Origin of the sequence: Brachybacterium rhamnosum, from assembly GCF_039526185.1 — a bacterium.
Classification (GTDB): Bacteria; Actinomycetota; Actinomycetes; order Actinomycetales; family Dermabacteraceae; genus Brachybacterium; species Brachybacterium rhamnosum.
Window position 1 is genome coordinate 982,398 of record NZ_BAAAIS010000002.1, and the last position, 21,252, is coordinate 1,003,649.

Annotated in this window: 18 protein-coding genes; 11 read left to right on the forward strand and 7 right to left on the reverse strand. The window is 74.3% G+C overall.

What is annotated here, in order from left to right; all coding sequences use genetic code 11:
• Positions 1-148 precede the first annotated feature (148 nt).
• Positions 149-1,174 (reverse strand): LacI family DNA-binding transcriptional regulator, encoded by a 1,026-nt coding sequence (locus ABD080_RS06320; RefSeq protein ID WP_343904075.1) that lies wholly within the window; start codon positions 1,172-1,174, stop codon positions 149-151.
• Positions 1,175-1,269: 95 nt separating this feature from the next.
• A complete protein-coding gene (locus tag ABD080_RS06325; RefSeq protein ID WP_343904076.1) occupies positions 1,270-1,923 on the reverse strand; it encodes a VOC family protein in 654 nt (217 codons plus the stop codon).
• A gap of 219 nt (positions 1,924-2,142) precedes the next feature.
• Here ABD080_RS06325 and ABD080_RS06330 point away from each other — a divergent pair, with 219 nt between their 5' ends.
• The 4 genes from ABD080_RS06330 (at position 2,143) to ABD080_RS06345 (ending at position 7,687) form a co-directional block, all read left to right on the forward strand.
• Complete coding sequence (locus tag ABD080_RS06330) at positions 2,143-2,991, forward strand: sugar phosphate isomerase/epimerase family protein (protein ID WP_343904077.1); 849 nt, start codon at positions 2,143-2,145, stop codon at positions 2,989-2,991.
• Positions 2,992-3,101: 110 nt separating this feature from the next.
• Complete coding sequence (putP, locus tag ABD080_RS06335) at positions 3,102-4,607, forward strand: sodium/proline symporter PutP (protein ID WP_343904078.1); 1,506 nt, start codon at positions 3,102-3,104, stop codon at positions 4,605-4,607.
• 111 nt (positions 4,608-4,718) lie between these two features.
• Positions 4,719-5,585, forward strand: coding sequence for a DUF1206 domain-containing protein (locus ABD080_RS06340; protein ID WP_343904079.1), 867 nt, complete (start codon positions 4,719-4,721; stop codon positions 5,583-5,585).
• A 587-nt stretch (positions 5,586-6,172) separates the two neighbouring features.
• The gene (locus ABD080_RS06345) at positions 6,173-7,687 is read left to right on the forward strand and encodes an HNH endonuclease signature motif containing protein (RefSeq protein ID WP_343904080.1); all 1,515 of its coding nucleotides are present in this window, start codon (positions 6,173-6,175) and stop codon (positions 7,685-7,687) included.
• Between the two features lie 34 nt (positions 7,688-7,721).
• Here ABD080_RS06345 and ABD080_RS06350 read toward each other — a convergent pair whose 3' ends face one another.
• Positions 7,722-8,564, reverse strand: coding sequence for a helix-turn-helix domain-containing protein (locus ABD080_RS06350; RefSeq protein WP_343904081.1), 843 nt, complete (start codon positions 8,562-8,564; stop codon positions 7,722-7,724).
• Between ABD080_RS06350 and ABD080_RS06355 the strand changes: the two genes are divergently transcribed.
• Positions 8,563-9,486, forward strand: coding sequence for a phytanoyl-CoA dioxygenase family protein (locus tag ABD080_RS06355; protein ID WP_343904082.1), 924 nt, complete (start codon positions 8,563-8,565; stop codon positions 9,484-9,486). The genes ABD080_RS06350 and ABD080_RS06355 overlap by 2 nt on opposite strands.
• Before the next feature lie 16 nt (positions 9,487-9,502).
• On the forward strand, positions 9,503-10,411 hold the full coding sequence (locus ABD080_RS06360) for an alpha/beta hydrolase family protein (protein ID WP_343904083.1): 909 nt from the start codon (positions 9,503-9,505) through the stop codon (positions 10,409-10,411).
• 25 nt (positions 10,412-10,436) lie between these two features.
• On the opposite strand, the gene ABD080_RS06365 is transcribed toward ABD080_RS06360, so the two are convergent.
• Positions 10,437-11,945, reverse strand: coding sequence for a hypothetical protein (locus ABD080_RS06365; RefSeq protein WP_343904084.1), 1,509 nt, complete (start codon positions 11,943-11,945; stop codon positions 10,437-10,439).
• A gap of 200 nt (positions 11,946-12,145) precedes the next feature.
• On the opposite strand from ABD080_RS06365, the gene ABD080_RS06370 reads away from it, so the two are divergent.
• The 5 genes from ABD080_RS06370 (at position 12,146) to ABD080_RS06390 (ending at position 18,812) form a co-directional block, all read left to right on the forward strand.
• On the forward strand, positions 12,146-13,315 hold the full coding sequence (locus ABD080_RS06370) for a Gfo/Idh/MocA family protein (RefSeq protein WP_137769662.1): 1,170 nt from the start codon (positions 12,146-12,148) through the stop codon (positions 13,313-13,315).
• A 5-nt stretch (positions 13,316-13,320) separates the two neighbouring features.
• On the forward strand, positions 13,321-14,550 hold the full coding sequence (locus tag ABD080_RS06375) for a DUF993 family protein (protein WP_343904085.1): 1,230 nt from the start codon (positions 13,321-13,323) through the stop codon (positions 14,548-14,550).
• Positions 14,547-15,395 carry a sugar phosphate isomerase/epimerase family protein gene (locus ABD080_RS06380; protein WP_343904086.1) on the forward strand — a complete coding sequence of 283 codons (849 nt, stop codon included), beginning with the start codon at positions 14,547-14,549 and terminating at the stop codon, positions 15,393-15,395. Before ABD080_RS06375 ends, ABD080_RS06380 begins: the two co-directional genes overlap by 4 nt.
• A gap of 139 nt (positions 15,396-15,534) precedes the next feature.
• Positions 15,535-17,790 (forward strand): glycoside hydrolase family 3 C-terminal domain-containing protein, encoded by a 2,256-nt coding sequence (locus ABD080_RS06385; protein WP_343904087.1) that lies wholly within the window; start codon positions 15,535-15,537, stop codon positions 17,788-17,790.
• Between the two features lie 41 nt (positions 17,791-17,831).
• Positions 17,832-18,812, forward strand: a complete 981-nt coding sequence (locus ABD080_RS06390; protein ID WP_343904088.1) for a LacI family DNA-binding transcriptional regulator — start codon at positions 17,832-17,834, stop codon at positions 18,810-18,812.
• A gap of 10 nt (positions 18,813-18,822) precedes the next feature.
• On the opposite strand, the gene ABD080_RS06395 is transcribed toward ABD080_RS06390, so the two are convergent.
• The 3 genes from ABD080_RS06395 to ABD080_RS06405 all read right to left on the reverse strand — a co-directional run bounded on the left by ABD080_RS06395 (position 18,823) and on the right by ABD080_RS06405 (position 21,167).
• Positions 18,823-19,893, reverse strand: coding sequence for a LacI family DNA-binding transcriptional regulator (locus ABD080_RS06395; protein WP_343904089.1), 1,071 nt, complete (start codon positions 19,891-19,893; stop codon positions 18,823-18,825).
• A gap of 63 nt (positions 19,894-19,956) precedes the next feature.
• Entirely contained in the window at positions 19,957-20,724 is a 768-nt protein-coding gene (locus ABD080_RS06400; RefSeq protein WP_343904090.1) for a sugar phosphate isomerase/epimerase family protein, read from the reverse strand.
• On the reverse strand, positions 20,721-21,167 hold the full coding sequence (locus ABD080_RS06405) for a YciI family protein (RefSeq protein ID WP_137769669.1): 447 nt from the start codon (positions 21,165-21,167) through the stop codon (positions 20,721-20,723). Before ABD080_RS06405 ends, ABD080_RS06400 begins: the two co-directional genes overlap by 4 nt.
• Positions 21,168-21,252: the final 85 nt, after the last annotated feature.

A 21,252-nucleotide genomic window follows, 5' to 3' on the forward strand; every position in this document is an offset into this window, starting at 1 on the left:
GGGCTGAGAGGGGGGGGTGATGCCTGATGCGGGAGCGCGGGGCCGACGGTGGCCCGCGCGCGTCGGCTCCATCGTGTATCGATACACCGCCAGAGTCAAGAGGGCGACGGGACGTGGGCGAGGCACCTGGTCGAGGCGCGGCCGCGCCTCAGCGGCGCGTGGACTCGCGCTCGACGAGGGTGAAGGGCGCCCGGATCTCGAGGCCGCCGAGCTCCGCGGGGGCGGGGGCGTCGATCCGCTCCTGCAGCAGCTCCACGGCGCGGCGCGCGATCCAGCGGTGGTCGGGGCTGATGGTCGAGAGCGAGGGGAGGGAGAACTCGCCCTCGGGGAGGCCGTCGAAGCCGATCGCGAGCGCATCCTCCGGCACCCGCAGGCCCCTGTCGGCGAGGCCGCGCACGGCGCCCAGCATGACCGAGTCGGTCACGCCCACGTAGCCGTCCGGGCGCAGTCCCCGGTCCACGGAGTCCCGCGCGGCCTCGCGCCCGGCCTGCGCGGTGAGGCCCGCGACCGGGATCAGCATCGGCTCTCCGGTCTCCCCGCCCCAGGCGGCGAGCGCGTCGCGGTAGCCGTCGATGCGACGGGCCAGCGGATCCGTCTCCGGCCAGCCGTCCCCGGCCAGCAGGGCGATCGATCGGCAGCCGCGCTCGAGCAGATGCGTGGTCGCGGCGAACATGCCCTCCTGGTTGGAGAGGGAGATGTGCGCGGTGCCCGTCGGCGCGGGCCGCTCGCCGAGCACGACGACGGGGAGCTCCGCGGGCAGCAGGCTCGCGTCCTCCGGGCGCAGGGCGAGCGGGGTGAGGATCAGGCCGTCGTAGGCGAGGGTGCGGGCGCGCTCCACGGCGGCGACCTCCGCGAGCAGGTCCGCCTCCGGGGTCTCCGTGACGAGCGAGAGGCCGTGGCGCCGCGCCTCCTGCGCGATGAGGCCGCCGAGCATCCCGTAGTAGGAGAAGGGGGAGTCGGTGCCCGGGGCGAGCAGGCCGATCACGCCGCTGTGGCCGGAGCGCAGGGTGCGCGCGGAGACGTTCACGCGGTAGCCCGTCTCCCGCACGGCCTCCTCGACGCGGGCCCGCAGCTCGGGGGCGACGCTCGCCTTCCCCCGCAGGACGTTCGAGACGGTCATCGGCGAGACGCCGGCTCGTCGCGCGACGGCCGCCATCGTGATCCGCTGCGCCATCGCGCACCTCCTGCCCGGGCCGGTGACCTCAGCGCAGGGTACCGGAGGGCCGTCGGCGCCGGCCGGGGATCGTGGCGCGGGAGCGGGCCGCCGCCTCAGATCTCGACGTCGCGTCCCACGGCGGTGCGCAGGTGCAGCACGAAGCGGGAGCCGGGGGCCTCGCGGATCGCGGCGACGCCGTCCCCGAGGCCGAGGGCGTCGAGCGCCTTCTGCTGGGGTGCGGGGTTCACCTCGATGCGCTCGAAGGAGACCAGCTCGACCGCGGGCAGATCGGAGCCGAGCCCCGGGTGGGGTGTGTCGCCCCAGTCGATGAGGAAGGGGATCGCGTAGTTGCGCGGGGCCTTCGCCTGGGTCAGCCTCCAGCGCAGCTCGGCGCCGTCCGCGGTGCGGCGGGAGAGGTCCTGCACGTCGCCGGGGTCGACGCCCCCGGCCCGGGCGTGCCGGGCGACCTCGTCGATCCTCTCGGGGTGCACGGCGTAGGTGATGAGGGTGGGCTTCCTCAGCCGGTTGATGCTGAAGGTCTTCGGCAGCTCCTCGCCCTCGCGCTCCGGATCGGGACCGATCAGCTCGAGGTAGAGCGGGCCCTGCTCGCCGTCGACCGTGAGGGCGACCAGCGCGTTCGCGGTCCCGGTGGGGTGGGTGCCGCCGGGGGCGGCGGTGACCCCCGTGAGCTCGTGGAACCAGTCCACGAGCTGGGCGAGGTCGGGGCCGGCGATGACGACGTGGTCGAGCAGGCGGGGGATGCTCATGAGGGCTCCTGGGATCGGGGCCCCTGGTATCACCGGGACCCGGGGGCGGGTGGTCGACGGCGCGGGTGGCGCGCCGACGTCGATGCCGACGACGGTACCCGGCCGGCTCGTGCGGGAACGGCGTGCTGACCGCGGCGCCGTGGGGTGCGGACCTCCGAGCGAAGACCTCTCCCTCCGGAAGACGTGACCGCGGCCACAGGGCCCCGTAGGCTCGAGCGCATGTTCTCCTGCCTCTCGCCCGGTGCCCTCGGGCTGACCCTCGACCACACGGACGCGGTCGACCTCGCCTCCAGCCTCGGATTCGGCGGCGTCGACCCCGATCCCTCGTACTTTTCCTCCCTCCCCAGCCGTCAGGCCGTCGTCGAGCACGGCGACGCGGTGCGCGAGAAGGGGCTGCGCTGGGGGATCGCGGGCCTGCCCATCGGCCTCGACGCCCCCGCGGAGGAGTTCCGCCAGGCCCTCGCCCAGCTCCCCGACGCCCTCGACCTGCTCACCGCCGCGGGCGTGAGCGCCGTCGGCACCTGGATCCGCCCCATGCACGAGGACCGCGACCACCGCGAGAACTGGCGACTCCACGTGGGCCGCCTCGCCCTCGTCGCCGAGCTCCTCGCGGATTCCGGCCTCCGCCTGGGCCTGGAGTACATCGGCCCCAAGACCTTCTGGTCCACCGAGCGCTTCCCCTTCATCCACGGCATCCGCGAGGCCCGCGAGCTCATCGCGGAGACCGGCGCCGGCAACGTCGGCCTCATCCTCGACAGCTACCACTGGTACACCGCCGGCGAGAGCGCCGAGGACCTCGCCGGGCTCACCGACGCCGACGTCGTCTCCGTGGACATCAACGACGCCCGCGACGACCGCGAGCGTGACGAGCAGATGGACCTCGACCGGCGCCTGCCCTTCGCGACCGGGGTCATCGATCTCGACGGATTCATGGGCGCTGTGCGTGACGCCGGTTACACCGGGCCGGTCAAGGTCGAGCCCTTCATGAAGGAGCTTGCCGAGCAGCCGATCGCGCAGGTCCTCACGGATATCCGGGAGCGCACGGACCGTGCGATCGGCGCCGTCTGAACCCTCCGCGCCGACGTGCGCCCCGTCTCGCTGATCGTTACGGTCGACGGGCCCCCCGCCCTCCACCCCTCTCTCCCCGCCCTTCCCCCACCCCGCTCCTCGGAGGACCCATGGACCTGACGTTCAAGCTCATCGCGGTCGGGATCTACTTCCTGGCCATGCTCGCGATCGGTCTCTACGCGTACCGCAAGACCGATGACGGCGAGGACTACATGCTCGGCGGGCGCAACCTGCACCCGTTCACCGCAGCGCTCTCCGCCGGCGCCTCGGACATGTCCGGCTGGCTCATGATGGGTCTGCCCGGCGCTCTCTACCTCTCCGGCCTCGTCGAGGTCTGGATCGCGATCGGCCTCACCGTCGGCGCGGCCGTGAACTGGATCGTCGTCGCCCCGCGGCTGCGTCAGCACACGCAGATCGCCGGCAACTCGATCACGCTCCCCAGCTTCTTCGAGAGCCGCCTGCGGGACCGCACGCGCCTGCTGCGCATCGCTGCGGGCCTCGTGATCCTCGTGTTCTTCGCCTTCTACGTCTCCTCCGGCATGGTCGCGGGCGGCCTCTTCTTCGAGTCCACCTTCGGCGGCTCCTACGTGGTCGGCATGCTCCTCGTGGCGGGCGTGACCATCGTCTACACCCTCTTCGGCGGGTTCCTCGGCGCGAGCTACACCGACGTCGTCCAGGGCCTGATCATGATGGTCTCCCTCATCGCCGTGCCGATCGTCGCGATGGTCGTCACGGGCGGCCCCGCGCAGATGTTCCACTCCGCCTTCGTGGAGAACCCCGAGTTCGGCTCCCTCGTCGCGGGGGCGAGCATCGTCGCGATCGTCGGCAACGTGGCCTGGGGCCTCGGCTACTTCGGCCAGCCGCACATCATCGTGCGCTTCATGGCGCTGCGCTCCGCCCGCGATGCGAAGTACGGCGCGACCGTGGGCATCGGCTGGATGGTCATCTGCGTGATCGGTGCGATCCTCACCGCGATCGCGGGCCTCGCCTACATGCAGCAGAACCCGGGCCAGTCCCTCACGGACACCAAGAACGCCGAGTCGGTGTTCCTGGACATGGCCCAGATCCTCTTCCACCCGCTGATCGCCGGGTTCCTGCTGGCCGCGGTGCTCGCCGCGATCATGTCCACGATCTCCTCGCAGCTCATCGTCACGAGCTCCGCGCTCGTCGAGGACCTCCTCGGCGCCGCCGGCAAGGCCACCTCGCCCAAGGCGAAGCTGTGGTGGGGCCGTGCGGCCGTGCTCGCCGTCGCCGTGTTCGCGCTGCTGCTCGCATTGAACCCGAACGCCTCCGTGCTGGACCTCGTGGGCTTCGCCTGGGCCGGCTTCGGCTCCGCCTTCGGCCCCGTCGTTCTGCTGAGCCTCTTCTGGCGCGGCCTCTCCGCGATGGGCGCCCTCGCCGGCATGGTCAGCGGCGCCGTCGTCGCCTTCGTCTGGGGGCAGACGGAGCTCGGCACCCTGTTCGGGCTGCTGCCGGACCGCCTCTACGAGATCATCCCCGGCTTCGCCGTGGGCCTCGCCGTCGCGGTGCTCGTGAGCCTCGTGACGCCGAAGCCCCCGAAGGAGGCCATCGACGAGCTCGACCAGGCGGTCGCGGAGATCCGCACGGGCGCCTGACCTCCCGCCGCACCGCCGCGGCCTGGGGAACGATCCCCACGTTCCCGACGCGCCCCGTCACCGTCCCCGGTGGCGGGGCGCGTCGCCGTCCGGGGCCCCTATCCTGCCGCCATGGACATGCCCCAGCCTGAGGACGCCCGCCGCGCCGCCCGCCGTGCGGAGGACACCGCGCGCCGTGCCGAGGACGCCGCCGAGGAGGTCGCCGAGCACCCCGTCTTCGAGGGCCTCGCCCGCGCCGGCTTCGTCGTCAGTGGGCTCGTGCACCTGCTCATCGGCGCGATCGCGCTGCGGATCGCCCTCGGCTCCGGCGGTGAGGCGGACCAGTCCGGCGCCCTGCGCTCCATCGCCTCCGCCCCCGGTGGTCCCGTGCTGCTGTGGACCGGCGGTGTCGCGATGATCGCCCTCGCCCTGTGGCACGTCGCGGAGGCCTGGTTCGGCGCCCGGCAGGCCGACGGTCGAGCGGACGCCGCCCAGCACGTCGTGAAGACCCTCGGCAAGGCGATCGTCTATGCGGCGCTCGCCTCGACCGCCCTGCGCTTCGCGATCGGCAGCGGCAGCTCCTCCGAGCAGCAGACGGACTCGGTGACCGCCGCCCTCATGACCGCCCCCGCCGGGCGGCTGCTCGTGGGCGTCGTCGCCCTCGTCATCATCGGGATCGGGATCTATCACGTCGTCGCCGGGGTGACGCGCCGCTTCGAGAAGCAGCTCGAGGGCCGACGCCACCGCACGGTCTCCCGGGCCGTGACCGTGAGCGGCACCGCCGGGTACGTCGCCAAGGGCGTGGCGCTCGTGGCCGTGGGCGCCCTGTTCGGCTGGGCGGCGATCACCGCGGATCCTGACAAGGCCGGCGGCCTCGACGCCGCTCTCTCCACGATGGCGTCCCTCCCGGCCGGGACCGTGTTGCTGATCCTCGTGGGCGTGGGTCTCATCCTCTTCGGCGTCTTCTCGATCCTGCGCTCCCGCTACGCGGACATGTGAGGGCGGTGGGGGAGCGCCTCTGCCCGCCACCTCGCCCCCCTCGCCGGCGGCGCGTCGGTCGACGGCGCCCCCGTCTCTCGCTCCTGTGGCGCACCGGCCGACGGTCCCTCCAGAAAATCGCGTACATCATGTACTTCCCGAGAATCGTGATCGGCGCGGATCGTGACCTCTTCTCGTCAGGGATTTCCTGCGTCTCGATGGTGGGCGGGTGAGTGTGCGCATCTGTGCAGGTCGTGATGCCGATCGTTCCTCCCCAGCGCAGGGTTGTCCACATTCTTCGGCAGTTCTCGACGGGCCCTGGTGATCATCGATCAACTGTTCTAAAATGGAGGGAACGTGACGGGCGGGAATCGCTGACGCTTCCCCGTCCTTCCGCATGCAGATCCCGGTCGGTGCGAGGGAGGTGGTGGGTGATGTCGACGCTCTCGCGCGAGCCCGTGCCGCGCGGCGAGGAGGGCTCGCCGCCTCCCACTCCCACTCCCGCGCTCCTCCCTGAGGAGTCGGCTGCTTCCGCTGCGCGCCGGCCGGGGGAGCCGGAGCAGGCGCTCCCGCGCGTCCTGCGGGGAACGGTGAAGGGCCGGAGCGAGGTGACGGCGGGGACCATCGCCGGCCTCGCGCTCGTGGAGGAGGAGTCCGAGGAGGCCGTGGTCCTCCGTCGGCTCCTGGACCGGCGGCGCACCGTGCTCGCGGCGCTCTACGTCGCTGAGCTGCGGGACCTCGCCGCCCTGTGGGACGCGAAGGCGGGGGAGGAGGACGGCGACGTGAACGCGGCGGCGGTGGGGATGGTGCTGCGCGCCAGGATCGGCCGCGCCACGACCCGTCAGCGCGATGCCTTCGTCGGCGTCACCGACCTGCCCCGCTGCCTCGCCGAGGTCGAGGCCGGCGCGCTCCCCGCGGAATGGTTCGACCACGTCCTGCGCTCGGTCCGGGATCTGACCGCCGAGCAGCGGCATCTGGTGGACGAGCAGGTCGCGGGCTGGCAGCTGGACTCCCTGTCCCCGGACCGCTTCTGGACCCTGCTGCGCACACTCGTGCTCTGGTTCGGTCGCACCGCAGCGGACGGCTCCCCCGAGTCGAAGCGGGACGTGCGGATCGACGTGAACGCCGATGCGACCGCATGCCTGAGCGTGACGGGGCCGATCCCCGAGATCCTGGGCCTCGGCCGGCGCCTGGACAAGGCGGCCCGTGCGGTGCAGGACGCGCAGCGCCACGCCCTCGAACGGATCGCCGCCGGGGCGCAGGACGTCGAGATCCCCTGGGACGTGGACGGCGACGCCGCCGCCGCGGGGCGGCACATGACGCTCGGCGCGATCCGCTATCTCCTCCTCACCCGCTCGACGATCGCCACCGGGGGAGTGCCCGTGCCGCGGATGCCGCTGCGGCTGCACCTCCTCGTCCCCGTCCTGTCCCTCCTCGGCGTGAGCGATGCGCCCGGCACGCTCGACGGCACGATCCCGATCCCCGCCGAGATGGCGCGGGCCCTGTGCGGGGACGCACCGGTGTGGCACCGCGTGCTGACCGATCCGATCAGCGGGGAGTTCCTGCCCGTCGCGGCGCAGCAGTACCGGCCCTCACGGGCGATGCTCGAGCACGTGAAGCTCGTCGACACCGTCTGCGCCGTCCCCGGCTGCACCCGCACCCTCGTCGACGCGGGGGAGGTCGACCACATCGAGGAGTTCGACCACCTCCACCCGTGCCGCGGCGGCCCCACCACCCCCGCGAACCTCCACGGCCTGTGCCGGCGCCACCATGCGGCGAAGACGCAGGGCCGGCTCGACCCCGAGCGCACGGACGGCGGCCGCGCCACGCGCTGGTCCGTCGACGGGACCGCCTGGAGTGAGGTCACCACGAACCGGGACCTCGTCACCGCAACCCTCGCCGCCGAGTACCAGCGGCTCTGGGACCTCTACCTGGACGAGAAGAGATACGCCCCGGTGTGGGAGCGCATGGAGCGCGAGTGCTGCTTCGCCACCCCCGAGGAGGAGGCGATGTGGCAGCGTTGGTACGCCTTCCACGAGGAGCACTACACGGCCTGGGACGGTCCGCCCGGTGTCGACCCTCCACCACCGGAGTTCCCCGAGTTCCAGGAACCGCCCTTCTGACCGGATGCACGGATGCGCGGGAATGCGCCGTGGGTCAAGCGCGTCGGCGCGACTGGTGCTCGCGCGGGCTCACCCCGTGCCGGGCGCGGAACCGCCGCGAGAAGTACAGCGGGTCCGCGTAGCCCACGCGTCTCGCGATCCGGGCGACCGGATCCGGGGTGAGCTCGAGCAGGTGCGCGGCGAGCTCGAGGCGCTGCGCCTCCACGTACGCGGCGGGCGCCGACCCCACCTGCGCGGAGAACAGGTGCGAGAACCGCGACGGGGACAGGTGCGCCACCTCGGCGAGCCGGCGCAGCGAGAGGTCCTCCGCGAGGTGCGCGTCGATGTGCTCGAGCACGCGCAGCAGGCGCTCGTCGATCCGGTGCCGGCGCGGGTTCTGCGTGTCGTACCAGAGTAGCGCCGCCTCGAGCCCGTTCAGCGCGAACAGCTCCGGGCGCCCCACCTCGAGGCGCGTAGCCCGCGCGGCGGAGCGCAGCGAGGGCAGCACGCGCGCCTCCACCTCCGCCCCGAGCGTGATGAGCCCCGTCCCCGGCGCGGCCTCCGGCCAGTCCAGAAGCGCCGTCCAGCTCGCCGGCGGATGGACGTGGGCGTACAGCAGCCGCCAGCGCCCGACCGCGGGGTCCGTGCCGTAGTCATGGACGGTGCCCGGCGCGATCAGCGCCGCGGCACCTGGGCCCAGGCGCAGCGGCGGACCGGCCGACGGGCGCAGCAGCCCTGCCCCGGCGACGGTGTGCAGCAGCAGCCAGTCCTGCGTCCCCCGCGAACGGCGTACGTGGTACCCGGCGCCCTCGTCGTGCTCCCCGGCGACGACCCGGCCGAACTCCGGCGGAGGCACCTCGACAGCAGGCGCCTGGGCGCGCGCAGCAGGATCATCCATGTCCCCACCCTCCGATCACCTGGTCGCCGACGGTCGCCATGACAAGACTCGCACCATGACGACCCTCTCCGACAATCCCTCCACCACCCCGGCCCCCGACGTCGATCTCCTGATCCTCGACGCGGCCGGCCTCGACCCCGCCGTCCTCGCCGAGGCCTACGAGCGCAGCGGCGCCGTGCACCTGCGCCGCGTGCTCGACGCCGAGGAGATCGCCGAGCTGCGGGAGACGTACACGCGCCACATCGAGGAGGACGGCACCGGCGGCGCCTTCCACGAGACCCCCGAGGACGACCCCCTCCACGCCTACCCCCGCATGATCCAGCCGCACCGTGACGACCACGCCCCCGGCCGCCTCGCCCGGCGGTGGCTGCTCGAGCGGCGCGTCATGGGCCGCGTCGAGGAGGCCGTCGGACCCGTCTGGGCCGCGCAGTCGATGTTCTACTTCAAGCCCCCGGGCGCCCGCGGCCAGGCCATGCACCAGGACAACTACTTCCTGCAGTCCCACCCCGAGACCTGCATCGCCGCCTGGATCGCGGTGGACGACTGCGACGGCGAGAACGGCGCCCTGGGCGTGGTCCCCGGCACCCACCGCTACGACATCGAGTGCCCCGAGGAGGCCGACGCCGCCGAATCGTTCACGACCATCACCGTCTCCATCCCCGAGCACCTGCGCGTGGTGCAGACGGACATGCGCGCCGGCGACATGCTGATCTTCCACGGCAGCCTCGTGCACGGCTCGAAGCCGAACACGAGCACGGACCGGTTCCGCCGCTCGCTGATCCTCCACTACATCCCCGAGGGCAGCCGCGAGGTCGCCTCGAGCTACCAGCCGCTGCTCGACGCCCGCGGCGAGGAGGTGCGCATCGACGCCTCGGAGATGGGCGGCACCTGCGGCGAGGGGTGGATCCCGAGCAACCACTGACGCCTAGTCTTCGGTCATGACTGCAGCCGACGCCTCCCGGGACCGCCTGCGCGCGCTGCTCGGCCTGACCGAGGGGACCCCCGACGGAGCGCGCCTCGCTCCCCGCCCCGACGATTCCACGCCCGACGGCGCCGAGTCCGTGGAGATCCGCGTGCCCGGCAAGGAGGAGGGCGTGCCCGCCTTCCTGCTGCGCCCCGAGCCGGCGCGGGCGAGCGGCGCCGCCGTGGTGCTCGTCGCCGGGCACGGCCGCGGCATCGACGACCTGGTCGAGCCCGACGGCTACCACGACGCGCTCGCCCGCAAGCTCGTCGCGGCCGGGATGACGGTGCTGTGCCCGGAGATGATCAGCTTCGGCCGGCGCCGCTTCGCGCGCCCCGGCGGCGCGGTGCCGGAGGACCCGGCGGAGAGCACCTGCGGGATCGACGCCGCCCGGCACCTGCTGCACGGCGCCCCCGTCATGGGGGCCCGCGTGGCCGACGCCCGCGCCGCCGCGCAGGCCCTGCGCACCCTGCCCGGCGTGGACCCGCAGCGGGTGGGCGTGGCCGGCGGCTCCGGCGGGGGAGCGGTCGCGCTGCTGCTCGCCGCCGTGGAGCCGAGCATCGCAGCATCCCTGGTCGCGACCTACTTCTCGAGCTTCGCGGCGTCGATCGCCTCGATCCGGCACTGCCCCTGCAACATCGTCCCCGGGCTGCTGCCGGAGCTCGAGATGGCCGACATCGCCGCCCTCATCGCCCCGCGCCCGCTCGTCATCGAGGCGGGCGAGCAGGACCCGATCTTCCCGATCGAGGCGACCCGGGAGGCCTTCGCCGCGCTGGGCCCCGTGTGGGAGGCGACCGGCGGGCCCGCCCCGCAGCTCGTCGTCGAGGAGGGCGGCCACGCCTTCCGAGGCGCGCGCTCCCTCGAGCTGCTCGCCGCGCGGCTCTGACCGCGGGGGCGCTCAACCCGGCGGGCTACTGGTAGGAGACGAACCAGGGGCGCGGCTCGACGTCGTAGGTCTGCTCGGGGGTGAACATCGGGGCGTCCTCGTCGTAGAAGTTCTTCCACGCCATGACGATCCCGGCGGGCAGATCCTTCTGGAGGGCGCGCCAGGTCGTGAGCTTGTCATCGGGGGTGCCGGCGCCGTCGGCGTGGACGATCATCGCGAGCTCGGGATGCGAGGTGTCCAGGTCCTGCCGGTCGGTGATCATCGAGCGGGTGAACTGGTGGAGCACGAACGCCTTCTGGGGGAGGTCGTGGCGGGCGGTGAGCTCGGCGAGCCACTGCGCGGTCTCGTTGACCTCGGCGGCGCTCACCGAGCCGATCTGCTCGAGGTGCTTCTGGCCGGGCTCCAGCCGCCACTCGGCGTCGAGGGCGAGGCCCACGTGCGGCGCCGTGAGCAGCTCCTCGACGAGCTGCGCCTGGGAGGGGAAGGACTCGGTGCCGGGCTGGAGGTCGAGCACCACGTACACCCCGGCCTCGCCGGCGGCGTCGACCCACTCGCGCAGGCCGTCGATGCCGAGCTCGCGCGAGTAGTCGCCGTCGGCCCCCGGCTGGGAGGAGGCGAGCGTCGCGATGATCTCGAAGGCGGGGACGACGACCTCGTCCGTGAGCGCCTGGTACTGCGCGGTGAGCTCCTGGACCCGGGTGATGGTCGCCTGGACGTCCTGCTCGCCGAGGATCCCCAGCGACGGGACCCCGGGGGTGCCGTAGGCGGCGACCATGCGGCGGCCGGGGAAGACGGTCTGCCCGCCGCCGGGCAGCTCGGGAACGGTGAGCACGCGGTGCAGACGGGCCTCCCAGGCGTCGGCCGCGCCGAAGCCCGGCCCGAGGGCGAGCAGCCCGGTGGAGGGGTCCTCGCCCGCGGCCTCCTTCACGGCGGCGACGCTCTGCGCGCTGCGGCCGGGGTCCCCGCCGGGGGTGCGGAGCGTCCTGGCGCCGGCAGCGCGCGCGAGCGCCCCCGCGGCGGCGGCGAGGGCGGGGGACTGCTCGGGGTCCACGAGCACGGTGAGCCCCTCGAGCGGCTGCTCGAGCCGCGGGGTGGGGAGGTCCTCGAGGGGGTCCTCGGCGGCGAGGTCGATCTCGTGGAGGGTGCGGCCCTCGGCGAGGGTGCCGGTGTTCAGGCCGGCGGGCGCGCCGATCGTGCCGGCGCCGAGCCGGGCCAGCTCGGCCGCGACGGCCTCGCCCGTGCCGATCAGCAGCGGGATCCCGGCGGGGCCGGTGAGCGCGGCGAGGGCGGGGGCGGAGTCCTCGTCGGCGAGGACGACGACGGCCGCCGCCTCGAGCAGCGCGGAGGAGAGCGCGAGGGTCCCGGCGGAGGCGTCCTCCGCGGGCAGGACGGTCGAGGCGGGGGCGTCGCCGACCGTGCGGACGGTCCCGTCCCCGCGCAGCAGCGAGCAGGCGCCGAGCCCGGCGGTGGTCATGCCGGCGCCGGCCGCGACAGCGGCGCCGCGCAGCAGGGAGCGGCGGGAGGGGCGGGGCATGGCCTCCACCCTAGGGGAGGCGGCGTCCGGGCGGTCGTCCGGGGCGCGTCGATGACCCGTGCTTGAAAGATGCGCCGTCCGCGTGCTCTACTGAGCCCCACGGAAAGCGGTTACCGGCCATGGGGCCGGCCGCGACCGCGACCGCACACACGCACCTCGCATCACGCACCACGCACCACGCACTCGAAGGAGAGTCACCGATGGCCACTCGACGCATCGGCATCATCGTCAACGGGGCCACCGGCCGCATGGGCTACCGCCAGCACCTCGTCCGCTCCCTCCTCGCGATCCGCGAGCAGGGCGGCGTCGAGCTCGCGGGCGGCGACCGCCTGCTGCCCGAGCTGCTGCTCGTGGGCCGCAACGAGGAGAAGCTCGCGGAGATCGCCGAGCGCCACGGCCTGCAGAACTGGACCACCGACCTCGACGCCGCCCTCGCCGACGACGACTACGAGGTCTACTTCGACGCTCTCGTCACCAGCAGGCGCCTGGACAACCTCAAGCAGGCCATCGCCGCCGGCAAGGCGATCTACACCGAGAAGCCCACCGCGGAGACCTTCGAGGACGCCCTCGAGCTGGCCCGCCTCGCGAAGGCCGCCGGCGCCGTCTCCGGCGTGGTCCACGACAAGCTCTACCTGCCCGGCCTGCTCAAGCTGCGCCGCCTGATCGACTCCGGCTTCTTCGGCCGGATCCTCTCCGTGCGCGGCGAGTTCGGCTACTGGGTCTACGAGGGGGACTGGCAGCCCGCCCAGCGCCCCTCCTGGAACTACCGCGCGGAGGACGGCGGCGGCATCGTCGCGGACATGTTCCCCCACTGGAACTACGTCATCGAGGAGCTGTTCGGCCGTATCGAGGACGTCTACGCCCAGACCGCCACCCACATCACCGAGCGTTGGGACGAGAACGGCGAGAAGTACACCGCGACAGCCGACGACGCCGCCTACGGCGTGTTCCGCCTCGAGGGCGGGACCGTCGTCCAGATGAACTCGAGCTGGGACGTGCGCGTGCACCGCGACGAGCTCGTCGAGTTCCAGATCGACGGCACCGACGGCTCCGCCGTGGTGGGCCTGCACGGGGCATGGATCCAGCCCCGCGAGGCGACCCCGAAGCCCGTGTGGAACCCCGACGTCAAGGACGAGCACAACTACCACGACGACTGGATCGAGGTCCCGGACAACCAGGGCCCCGCCGGCTTCGACAACGGCTTCAAGGTCCAGTGGGAGGACTTCCTGCGCCACGTCGGCGAGGGGCGCGGGGCGGAGTACCCCTACGACCTGCTCGCCGGCGCGCGCGGCGTGCGCCTCGCGGAGACGGGCCTCGCGAGCGCGGCCGAGGGCCGCCGGATCGCCCTCGACCCGCTCACGGAGGCGTGATCGGCATGGACCTCCACCTCCTGGACGAGGACGGCTCGCTGCGCACCGTCGAGCTCGGCGCCGCGGCGGCCTTCGCCCCGCCGAGCGGCCCGCTGCGCTCGCGCACCGTCTACGCCGCCGTGCACGTCATCCCCCGCCCCGCCTCGGACACCGCCCCCGGCGCCCCCGCGGACCTCGACTGGGAGGCGACCCTCGCCTTCCGTCGCAGCATGTGGCGGCGCGGCCTCGGCGTCGCCGACGCCATGGACACCGCGCAGCGGGGCATGGGCCTGGACCCCGCGGCGACCCGCGAGCTCATCACCCGCACCGCGGGCGCCGCCCGTGAGGCCCTCGCCGATCCCGCGATCGCCCCGCTGTTCCCCGCGGGCGCCGAGGTGCGCGACCTCGTCGTCGCCGGGGTCTCCACCGACCAGCGCCCCGAGGCGGAGCTGAGCCTCGACGAGATCGTCGAGGCCTACCGCGAGCAGCTCGCGGCGACCGAGGCCACCGGCGCGGGCGCCGTGCTCATGGCCTCCCGGCACCTCGCCCGCGCGGCCCGCTCCGCCGCGGACTACGAGAGCGTCTACCGCCGGGTGCTCGACGCCGCGACCGCACCCGTCGTCCTGCACTGGCTGGGCACGGCCTTCGACCCGCAGCTCGAGGGGTACTTCGGCAGCACCGACACCGCCGAGGCCTCCGCGACCCTGCTGCGGATCATCGGCGAGGACCCCTCGCGCGTGCGCGGAGTGAAGATGAGCCTGCTCGACGATGCCGCCGAGGTCGCCGTGCGCGAGCGGCTCCCCGAGGGGGTCCGCATGCTCACGGGGGACGACTTCCACTTCTCCCCCCTCATCGTCGGCGAGGACGGGGCCTTCTCCCACGCCTTGCTCGGCGCCTTCGCGGCGACCGCCCCGGCGGCCTCCGCGGCCGTGCAGGCCCTGGACCGCGGGGGCCGCGCCGAGGCCCGCCGCATCCTCGACGACGCAGAGCGGCTCGCCCGGCACGTGTTCTCCGCGCCCACCTTCCACTACAAGACCGGCGTCGCCTTCCTGTCCTGGCTGAACGGCCACCAGCAGGCGTTCTCGATGGTCGGCGGCATGCACGCGGCCCGCAGCCTGCCCCACCTCTCGCGCACGGTCGAGCTGGCCGCGGCGACCGGCAACCTCGAGGACCCGCCGCTCGCGGCGGCGCGGTGGCATGCGCTGCTGTCCCTGCACGGGTTCGGGGTCCCTGCGGACGACGGAGCCGCGCGATGAGCGCCCCCGTCGCCGTCCCGCGGCTCTCGATCAACCGCTGGACCTGCCGCACCACCCCGCTGCAGGACCTGCTCGAGGCGTGCGTAGCCGAGGGGATCGGCGGGATCGGCCTGTGGCGCCAGGACGTCGCGGAGATCGGCCTGGACGCCCTGCGCCGGCGTGTGGACGACGCCGGTCTCGCGGTGACGAGCCTGTGCCGCGGCGGGTTCTTCACCGCCGCGGACCCGACCGACCGCGCCGCCGCGCTCGAGGACAACCGCCGCGCGATCGACGAGGCCGTGGGCCTCGGCACGGACGTGCTCGTGCTCGTCGTCGGCGGGCTCACCCGGGAGGACAAGGACCTCGTCGCGGCCCGCGAGCGCGTCGTCGAGAACATCACCGCGCTCGCCCCGCACGCGGAGCAGGCCGGCGTGAGACTCGCGATCGAGCCCATGCACCCGATCTTCGCGGCCGATCGCGGGGTCGTCTCGACCACCGCGCAGGCGCTCGACATCGCCGAGGCGGTGGGATCGGCCGCCGTCGGCGCCATCGTGGACACGTACCACGTGTGGTGGGACCCGCAGCTCGCCGCGTCCGTGGCGCGCGCGGGGGAGAGCGGGCGGCTGATGGGCTACCAGGTGTGCGACTGGAACCTGCCGCTCGCCGCGGAGACCCTGCACTCCCGCGGCTACATGGGCGACGGCTTCGTCGACTTCCCCGCCGTGACCCGGCTCGTCGCGGGCGCGGGCTACACCGGCCCGATCGAGGTGGAGATCTTCAACGAGGACGTCTGGGCGACCCCGGTGGACGACGCCGTGCGGATCGTCCGCGAGCGCTTCGAGCAGCTGGTGCTGCCCTCCGCCTGACTCGACCGCGCCTCGGCGGGCGGGCGCGTGGACCTGCTCCCCGGGCGGGCCCGCGCATCGCCGCCGGACGTCCTCCCGCGACCCAGCTGACACGAGTAACCTGCCCGGAGCAGGCACGGATCTCGCAGAGGAGCACGACATGGGCCAGGACGGCACGAGCACGACGGTCGACGCGGCGGAGGTCGCCCCGCTGCCCGCGGCGGAGAAGGTCGCGCTCACCGGCGGCCAGGACTTCTGGTACACCCACGGCGCCCCCGGCCTGGGCCTCGAGCCGATCATGACGAGCGACGGCCCGCACGGCCTGCGCACCCAGAAGGCGGAGGCGGACCACCTGGGCCTGAACGACTCCGTGCCCGCCACGTGCTTCCCGCCCGCCGTCGGCCTCGCCGCCACCTGGAGCCGCGAGACCGCCGCCGCCGTCGCCGCGGCGATCGCCGAGGAGGCCCTCGCCGAGGGCGTCTCCGTCGTCCTCGGCCCCGGCATGAACATCAAGCGCTCGCCCCTGTGCGGCCGCAACTTCGAGTACTTCTCCGAGGACCCCCACCTCGCCGGCGAGCTCGCCGTCGCCTACGTCGACGGCATGCAGGACCGCGGCGTCGGCACCTCCGTGAAGCACTTCGCGCTGAACAACCAGGAGACGGACCGCATGCGCGTGGACGTCTCCGTCGACGAGCGCACCCTGCACGAGATCTACCTGCGCGCCTTCCGCTCCGTCGTCACCCGCGCGCAGCCCTGGACGATCATGTGCTCCTACAACTCGGTGCTGGGCACCCTCGTCTCCCAGAACCGCTTCCTGCTCACCGAGGTGCTCCGCGAGCAGTGGGGCTTCGAGGGCGCCGTCGTCTCCGACTGGGGCGCCGTCGTGGACCGCCCCGCCGCCGTCGCCGCCGGGCTGGACCTGCAGATGCCCGCGGATCCGGGCGCCGAGCAGGCCCTCGCCGCCGCCCTCGCGGAGGGCACGGTCGACGAGGCCGCCGTGGACCGCGCTGCCGCCAAGGTCGCCCGGCTGCTGCGTCAGGGCGCCGCGCACCGCGACCCCGCCGCGACCTACGACGCCGCCGCCCACCACGAGGTGGCCCTCGGGGCCGCCCGCCGCGCGATCGTGCTGCTGCGCAACGAGGGCGGCCTGCTGCCTCTCGAGGGCGACGCCGCCGCGGGCCTCGCCGTCATCGGCGACTTCGCGCAGACCCCGCGCTACCAAGGCGCCGGCTCCTCCCACGTCAACGCCACCCGCGTGACCTCCGCCCTCGAGGCGCTGCGCACGGAGCTCGGCGAGGTGCCCTTCGCCCGCGGCTTCTCCGCCGGGGCCGACGAGGCCGCGGATCCCGACGCCCTGCGCGCCGAGGCCGTCGAGCTCGCCCGCACCGCCGGCACCGTCGTCCTCTTCCTGGGCCTCGGCGAGGACGTCGAGTCCGAGGGCTTCGACCGCGCCGACATGGAGCTGCCCGCGGAGCAGGAGCGCCTGCTCGAGGAGGTCCTCGCCGCGAACCCGCGCACCGCCGTCGTCCTCACCCACGGCTCCGCGATCCGCCTCTCCGAGACCCTCCGCTCGGCACCCGCGATCCTCGAGGCCTGGCTGCTGGGCCAGGCCGGCGGCGAGGCCACCGCGGAGGTCCTGCTGGGCCGCACGAACCCCTCGGGCCGCCTCGCCGAGACCATCCCGCTGCGCCTCGCGGACGTCCCCTCCACCCCGTACTTCCCGGGCGAGCACGGCCGCGTCACCTACGGCGAGGGCCTCTTCGTGGGCTACCGCGGCTTCGACCAGCGCGGCACCGAGGTCGCCTTCCCCTTCGGCCACGGCCTGAGCTACACAACCTTCTCCCACGAGGGCCTCGAGGTCGCCGAGCAGGATGGAGGCCTCGTGGTCACCGTGCAGGTCACCAACACCGGCGAGCGGGAGGGCCGCGAGGTCGTGCAGGCCTACGTCGCCGTTCCCGGAAGCGCCATCTCCCGCGCCCCGCGCGAGCTCAAGGGCTTCGCCGAGGTCACCCTCGCCCCCGGCGCCTCCGCCGCCGTGCGCATCGACATCCCCGAGACCGAGCTGCAGTACTGGGACGCGCGCGCCGGGCAGTGGGCTGTCGAGGCCGGCACCTACCGCGTCGAGGTGGGCGCCTCGAGCCGGGACCTGCCCCTCTCCGCCGAGGTCGCGCTCGAGGGGACCGAGCCGCGGATCCCCGCGACCTTCTCCACCACCCCGCTCGAGCTCTCCGCGATCCCCGGCGGCACCGAGGCCCTCCAGGAGCTCGTGGGCGACAGCCCGCTCTTCCAGGACCCGGAGATGGTGAAGATGTTCGAGCAGATCCCGGTGGGCCGCCTCACCGGCTTCGCGGGGCTCGCCCCGGAGCAGATCCAGGAGTTCCTGGACCGCGTCAACGCGGGCGACGGCCGGTCGTGACCGACGGGCAGTGGCCGGGCGCCCCGGAGCGCGGCCGGCGCGTGACCAGCGCGGACGTCGCCCAGCACGCCGGGGTCTCGCGGGCGACGGTGAGCTACGTGCTCAACGACCGGCCCGACCGGCCCCTGCCCGAGGCCACGCGCCGCAAGGTGCTCGACGCCGCCCGGGCGCTCGGCTACGTGCCGAACCCGAGCGCCCGGGCCCTGCGCGGCAAGCTCCCGCCCGTGATCCTCGCGCTTTCCCCCGCGCTGCCGCACGGGCGGAACCTCGCCGTCCTGACGGACACGCTGACCGCCCTCGCCCGCGAGCACGGCTACTCGCTGGTGTCGCTGCGCGCGGGGGACGCGGGCGCGCTCGAGGCGGCGCTCCAGCACCTCCAGCCGCAGCTCGTGCTCGCCCTCGCCGTGCTCACCGCCCCCGAGCGGACCGTGCTCGACGCGGCCCGCACGCCCACCACGCCGGACACCGGTGCGTGCCCCGGAGGTGAGGACGGCGACCCCGTCGCGCACCTCCAGGTGCGGCACCTCCGCACGGCCGGGCACGCGCACCTCGCCCACCTCGGCGCGGGGGACCCGGATCTCGCCGAGCTCGACGCGCAGCGCCGCACCGGGATCGAGCGCGCCTGCGCGGCGGCGGGGCTGCCCGCTCCTCGGAGCGCACGGATCGCCACCGGGGCGCCGCTGTCGGACCTGCGCGCCCTGCTGCGCGAATGGCGCGCCGCGGAGCCTCCCGTCACGGCCGTGGCCTGCTACAACGACCTCTGGGCCGCCGCGCTGCTGCACGCCGCCCGGGAGGAGGGCGTGGCCGTGCCCGGGGAGATCGCGGTGATCGGGATCGACGACGAGCCGATGGCCGCGCACCTCGACCCGCCGCTCACCACGATCGACCACGACCCCGCCGGCCTCGCCCGTGCGGTGTTCGCGGAGGGGCTCGCGATGATCGACCCGTCCGCGCCGCGGGGGAGCGCCGTGCTCGACGGCGCCGCCCCGCGCTTCCGGGTCGTCGAGCGCGGGAGCGTCTGAGAGGTCGCCCTCAGGAGGCGGCGGTCAGCTGCGTGGACTCGCGCAGCAGCACCTCGCCGCTCACGTGGACCTCCGCCGCGGCGGGTGCCTCCTGCCCCGCGTCGCCGCGCGCGAGGACCCAGTCCACGGCCGTGCGGGCCATGTCGTCCAGCGGCAGCGCGATCGTCGAGAGGGTGGGGGCGACATCGGCCCCGTCGGGCACGCCGCCGAACCCGGCGACGGCGACCTGACCGGGGACGTCGAGCCCGCGACGGCGCAGCTCGCCGAGCGCGCCGAGGGCCATGACGTCCGCCGGGGCGAAGAGGCACAGCGGCAGCGGGTCCGACGGGGCCGACGACGGTGACGGCGCCGCGGCGAGATGGTCCGCGACCCGGGCGGCGGCGTCGTGCCCGCCGCTGCGGGTGAGCTCGGCACGCAGGGTGAGCTCCGGCTCGATGCCCGCGCGGGTCAGGCCGCGCACGAAGCCGCCGGTGCGGTCGCCGGCGGAGGGGATCCCCGCGATGCCCTCGACGACCGCGAAGCGACGGTGGCCCTCGACGACGAGCGAGGTCGCGAGCTCCTCCGCGGCCTCCGCGTTGTCCGGGACGATCGTGCGGCCCACGCCGAGGGACTGGCCGAGACCCACGACGGTGCCGCCGTTGCGGCTGAAGCCCTCGAGCAGGGTCGAGATCGCGGCGTCCGCGTCGCCGCCGTAGCGGTGCGAGCCCACGAGCACGAGCGCGTCGACCTGCTGGGCGATGAGCGAGCGCAGCGCCCGCACCTCGGTCTCGTGGTCGCGGTCGGTCTGCGTGAGCAGCACCTGCGAGTCCGAGGCGAAGATCTGCTGCTGCACGGCGCGCGCGATCGCGGCGAAGTACGGGTCCGCGATGTCGTGGACGACGAGGCCGATGAGCCCCGAGCGGGAGCGGGCGAGGGCCTGCGCCTGGGCGTTCGGCACGTAGCCGAGCTTCGCGGCGGAGGCCTTCACCTTCTCGGCGACGTCCTTGCCGGGCACGCGGGAGGAGCCGTTGAGCACGCGGGAGGCGGTCGCGAGGGAGACGCCCGCATCCGCGGCGACGTCGCTGAGCCGGATCGCCGGCATGGGAGCTCCTCGGGGTCGGGGACAGGCGCGGGTCGCGGGACGGCAACCGCTGTCCCGGGAGCCTCAGGATACGGCGAGCAGCTCCCGCAGGGTCCCCGCCTCGCGAGCCAGCAGCGCCGGATCGTCCCCGGGCACGAACTCGAGCAGCGCATCGTGGTCGCCGCCGTGCGCGGCGAGCGTGGCGAAGACCTCGCGCCACAGGTCCGACCGCGCGGACAGCGCGAGCCGCTGCGCGCCCGGCCACCAGGAGAAGACGTGGATGCTCGAGGTGCGGGGGAGCACCGCGCGCAGCGTCGCGAGCGCCTCCTCGCGCGGCATGTCCTGGTGGGGCTGCCAGTAGGTGGTGAGCGCGGGGTGGGCGACCTCCTCCAGCAGGCGCAGGGTCGAGCCGACCTCGTCGGTGAGCGTCCCGCCGTGGAACTCGAGGCCCAGGCCGATGCCCTGCGCGGTGGCGAGCTCGCAGGCCCGGCGCAGGTTCCGCGCCACGTCCGCGCGGGCGTCCGGGGTGGCGTCGGCGGAGCCCGCCGTCCCGGCCCACACCCGCACCCGCGAGGCGCCGAGGGCGGCGGCGGCGTCGAGCACCGCCCGGGTCTCCTGCTCGGCGGCCGCGGCGGGGCCCTCGCAGCGCAGGTAGGAGCCGTAGGAGGCGACCGCGAGGCCCGCCCCCTCCGTGAGGGCGCGCACCTGCGCGGCTTGCTCCGCGTCCCCGGGCGGGACGTGCACGTCACCGCCCCATTCGATCGCCTCGAGGCCCGCCGCGGCGGCGAGCTCGACGACGGCGGGGGGCTCGAGTGCGCGCAGCGTCACCGAGCACAGGCCGGGGCGGATCATCGGGCCTCGTCGCGCTGCGCCTGCTCGGCGCGCCAGACCTTCTCCTTGGCGACGTACTCGTTGTCCTCGGAGACGAGCGAGGCGATCTCCTCGTCGCCGTGGATGCGGCGCACCTCGAGCTTCATGCCCTTCCCGAGCGGGCAGCGGCTCGCCCACTGCAGCGCCTCGTCGCGCGAGGCGACCGTGAGGATCCAGAAGCCGTTGAAGAGCGCCTCGGTGGGGCCGTAGGGCGCGGTGGAGACGGCCGGCGGGTCCTGGTCGAAGTCCAGGACGAAGTTCTCCGGGGCGGCGGCGTCGGTGAGGCCCTCGCCGGCGGTGAGCACGCCCGCGTCGTGGAGCGCCTCGTTGAAGGCGCCCATCGCGTTGACGACCTCCTCGAAGTCGACCTCCTGGGAGGCGGCGAGGGCGGCATCGGTCGCGCGCATGATCAGCATGTACTTCATGGGGATCTCCTCCTGGAGCGGGCCCCGGGACGGCCCCGGGCGCGGGACCCCGCGGGTCCCGCGCCCAGCGTAGGCGGTGCGCCCG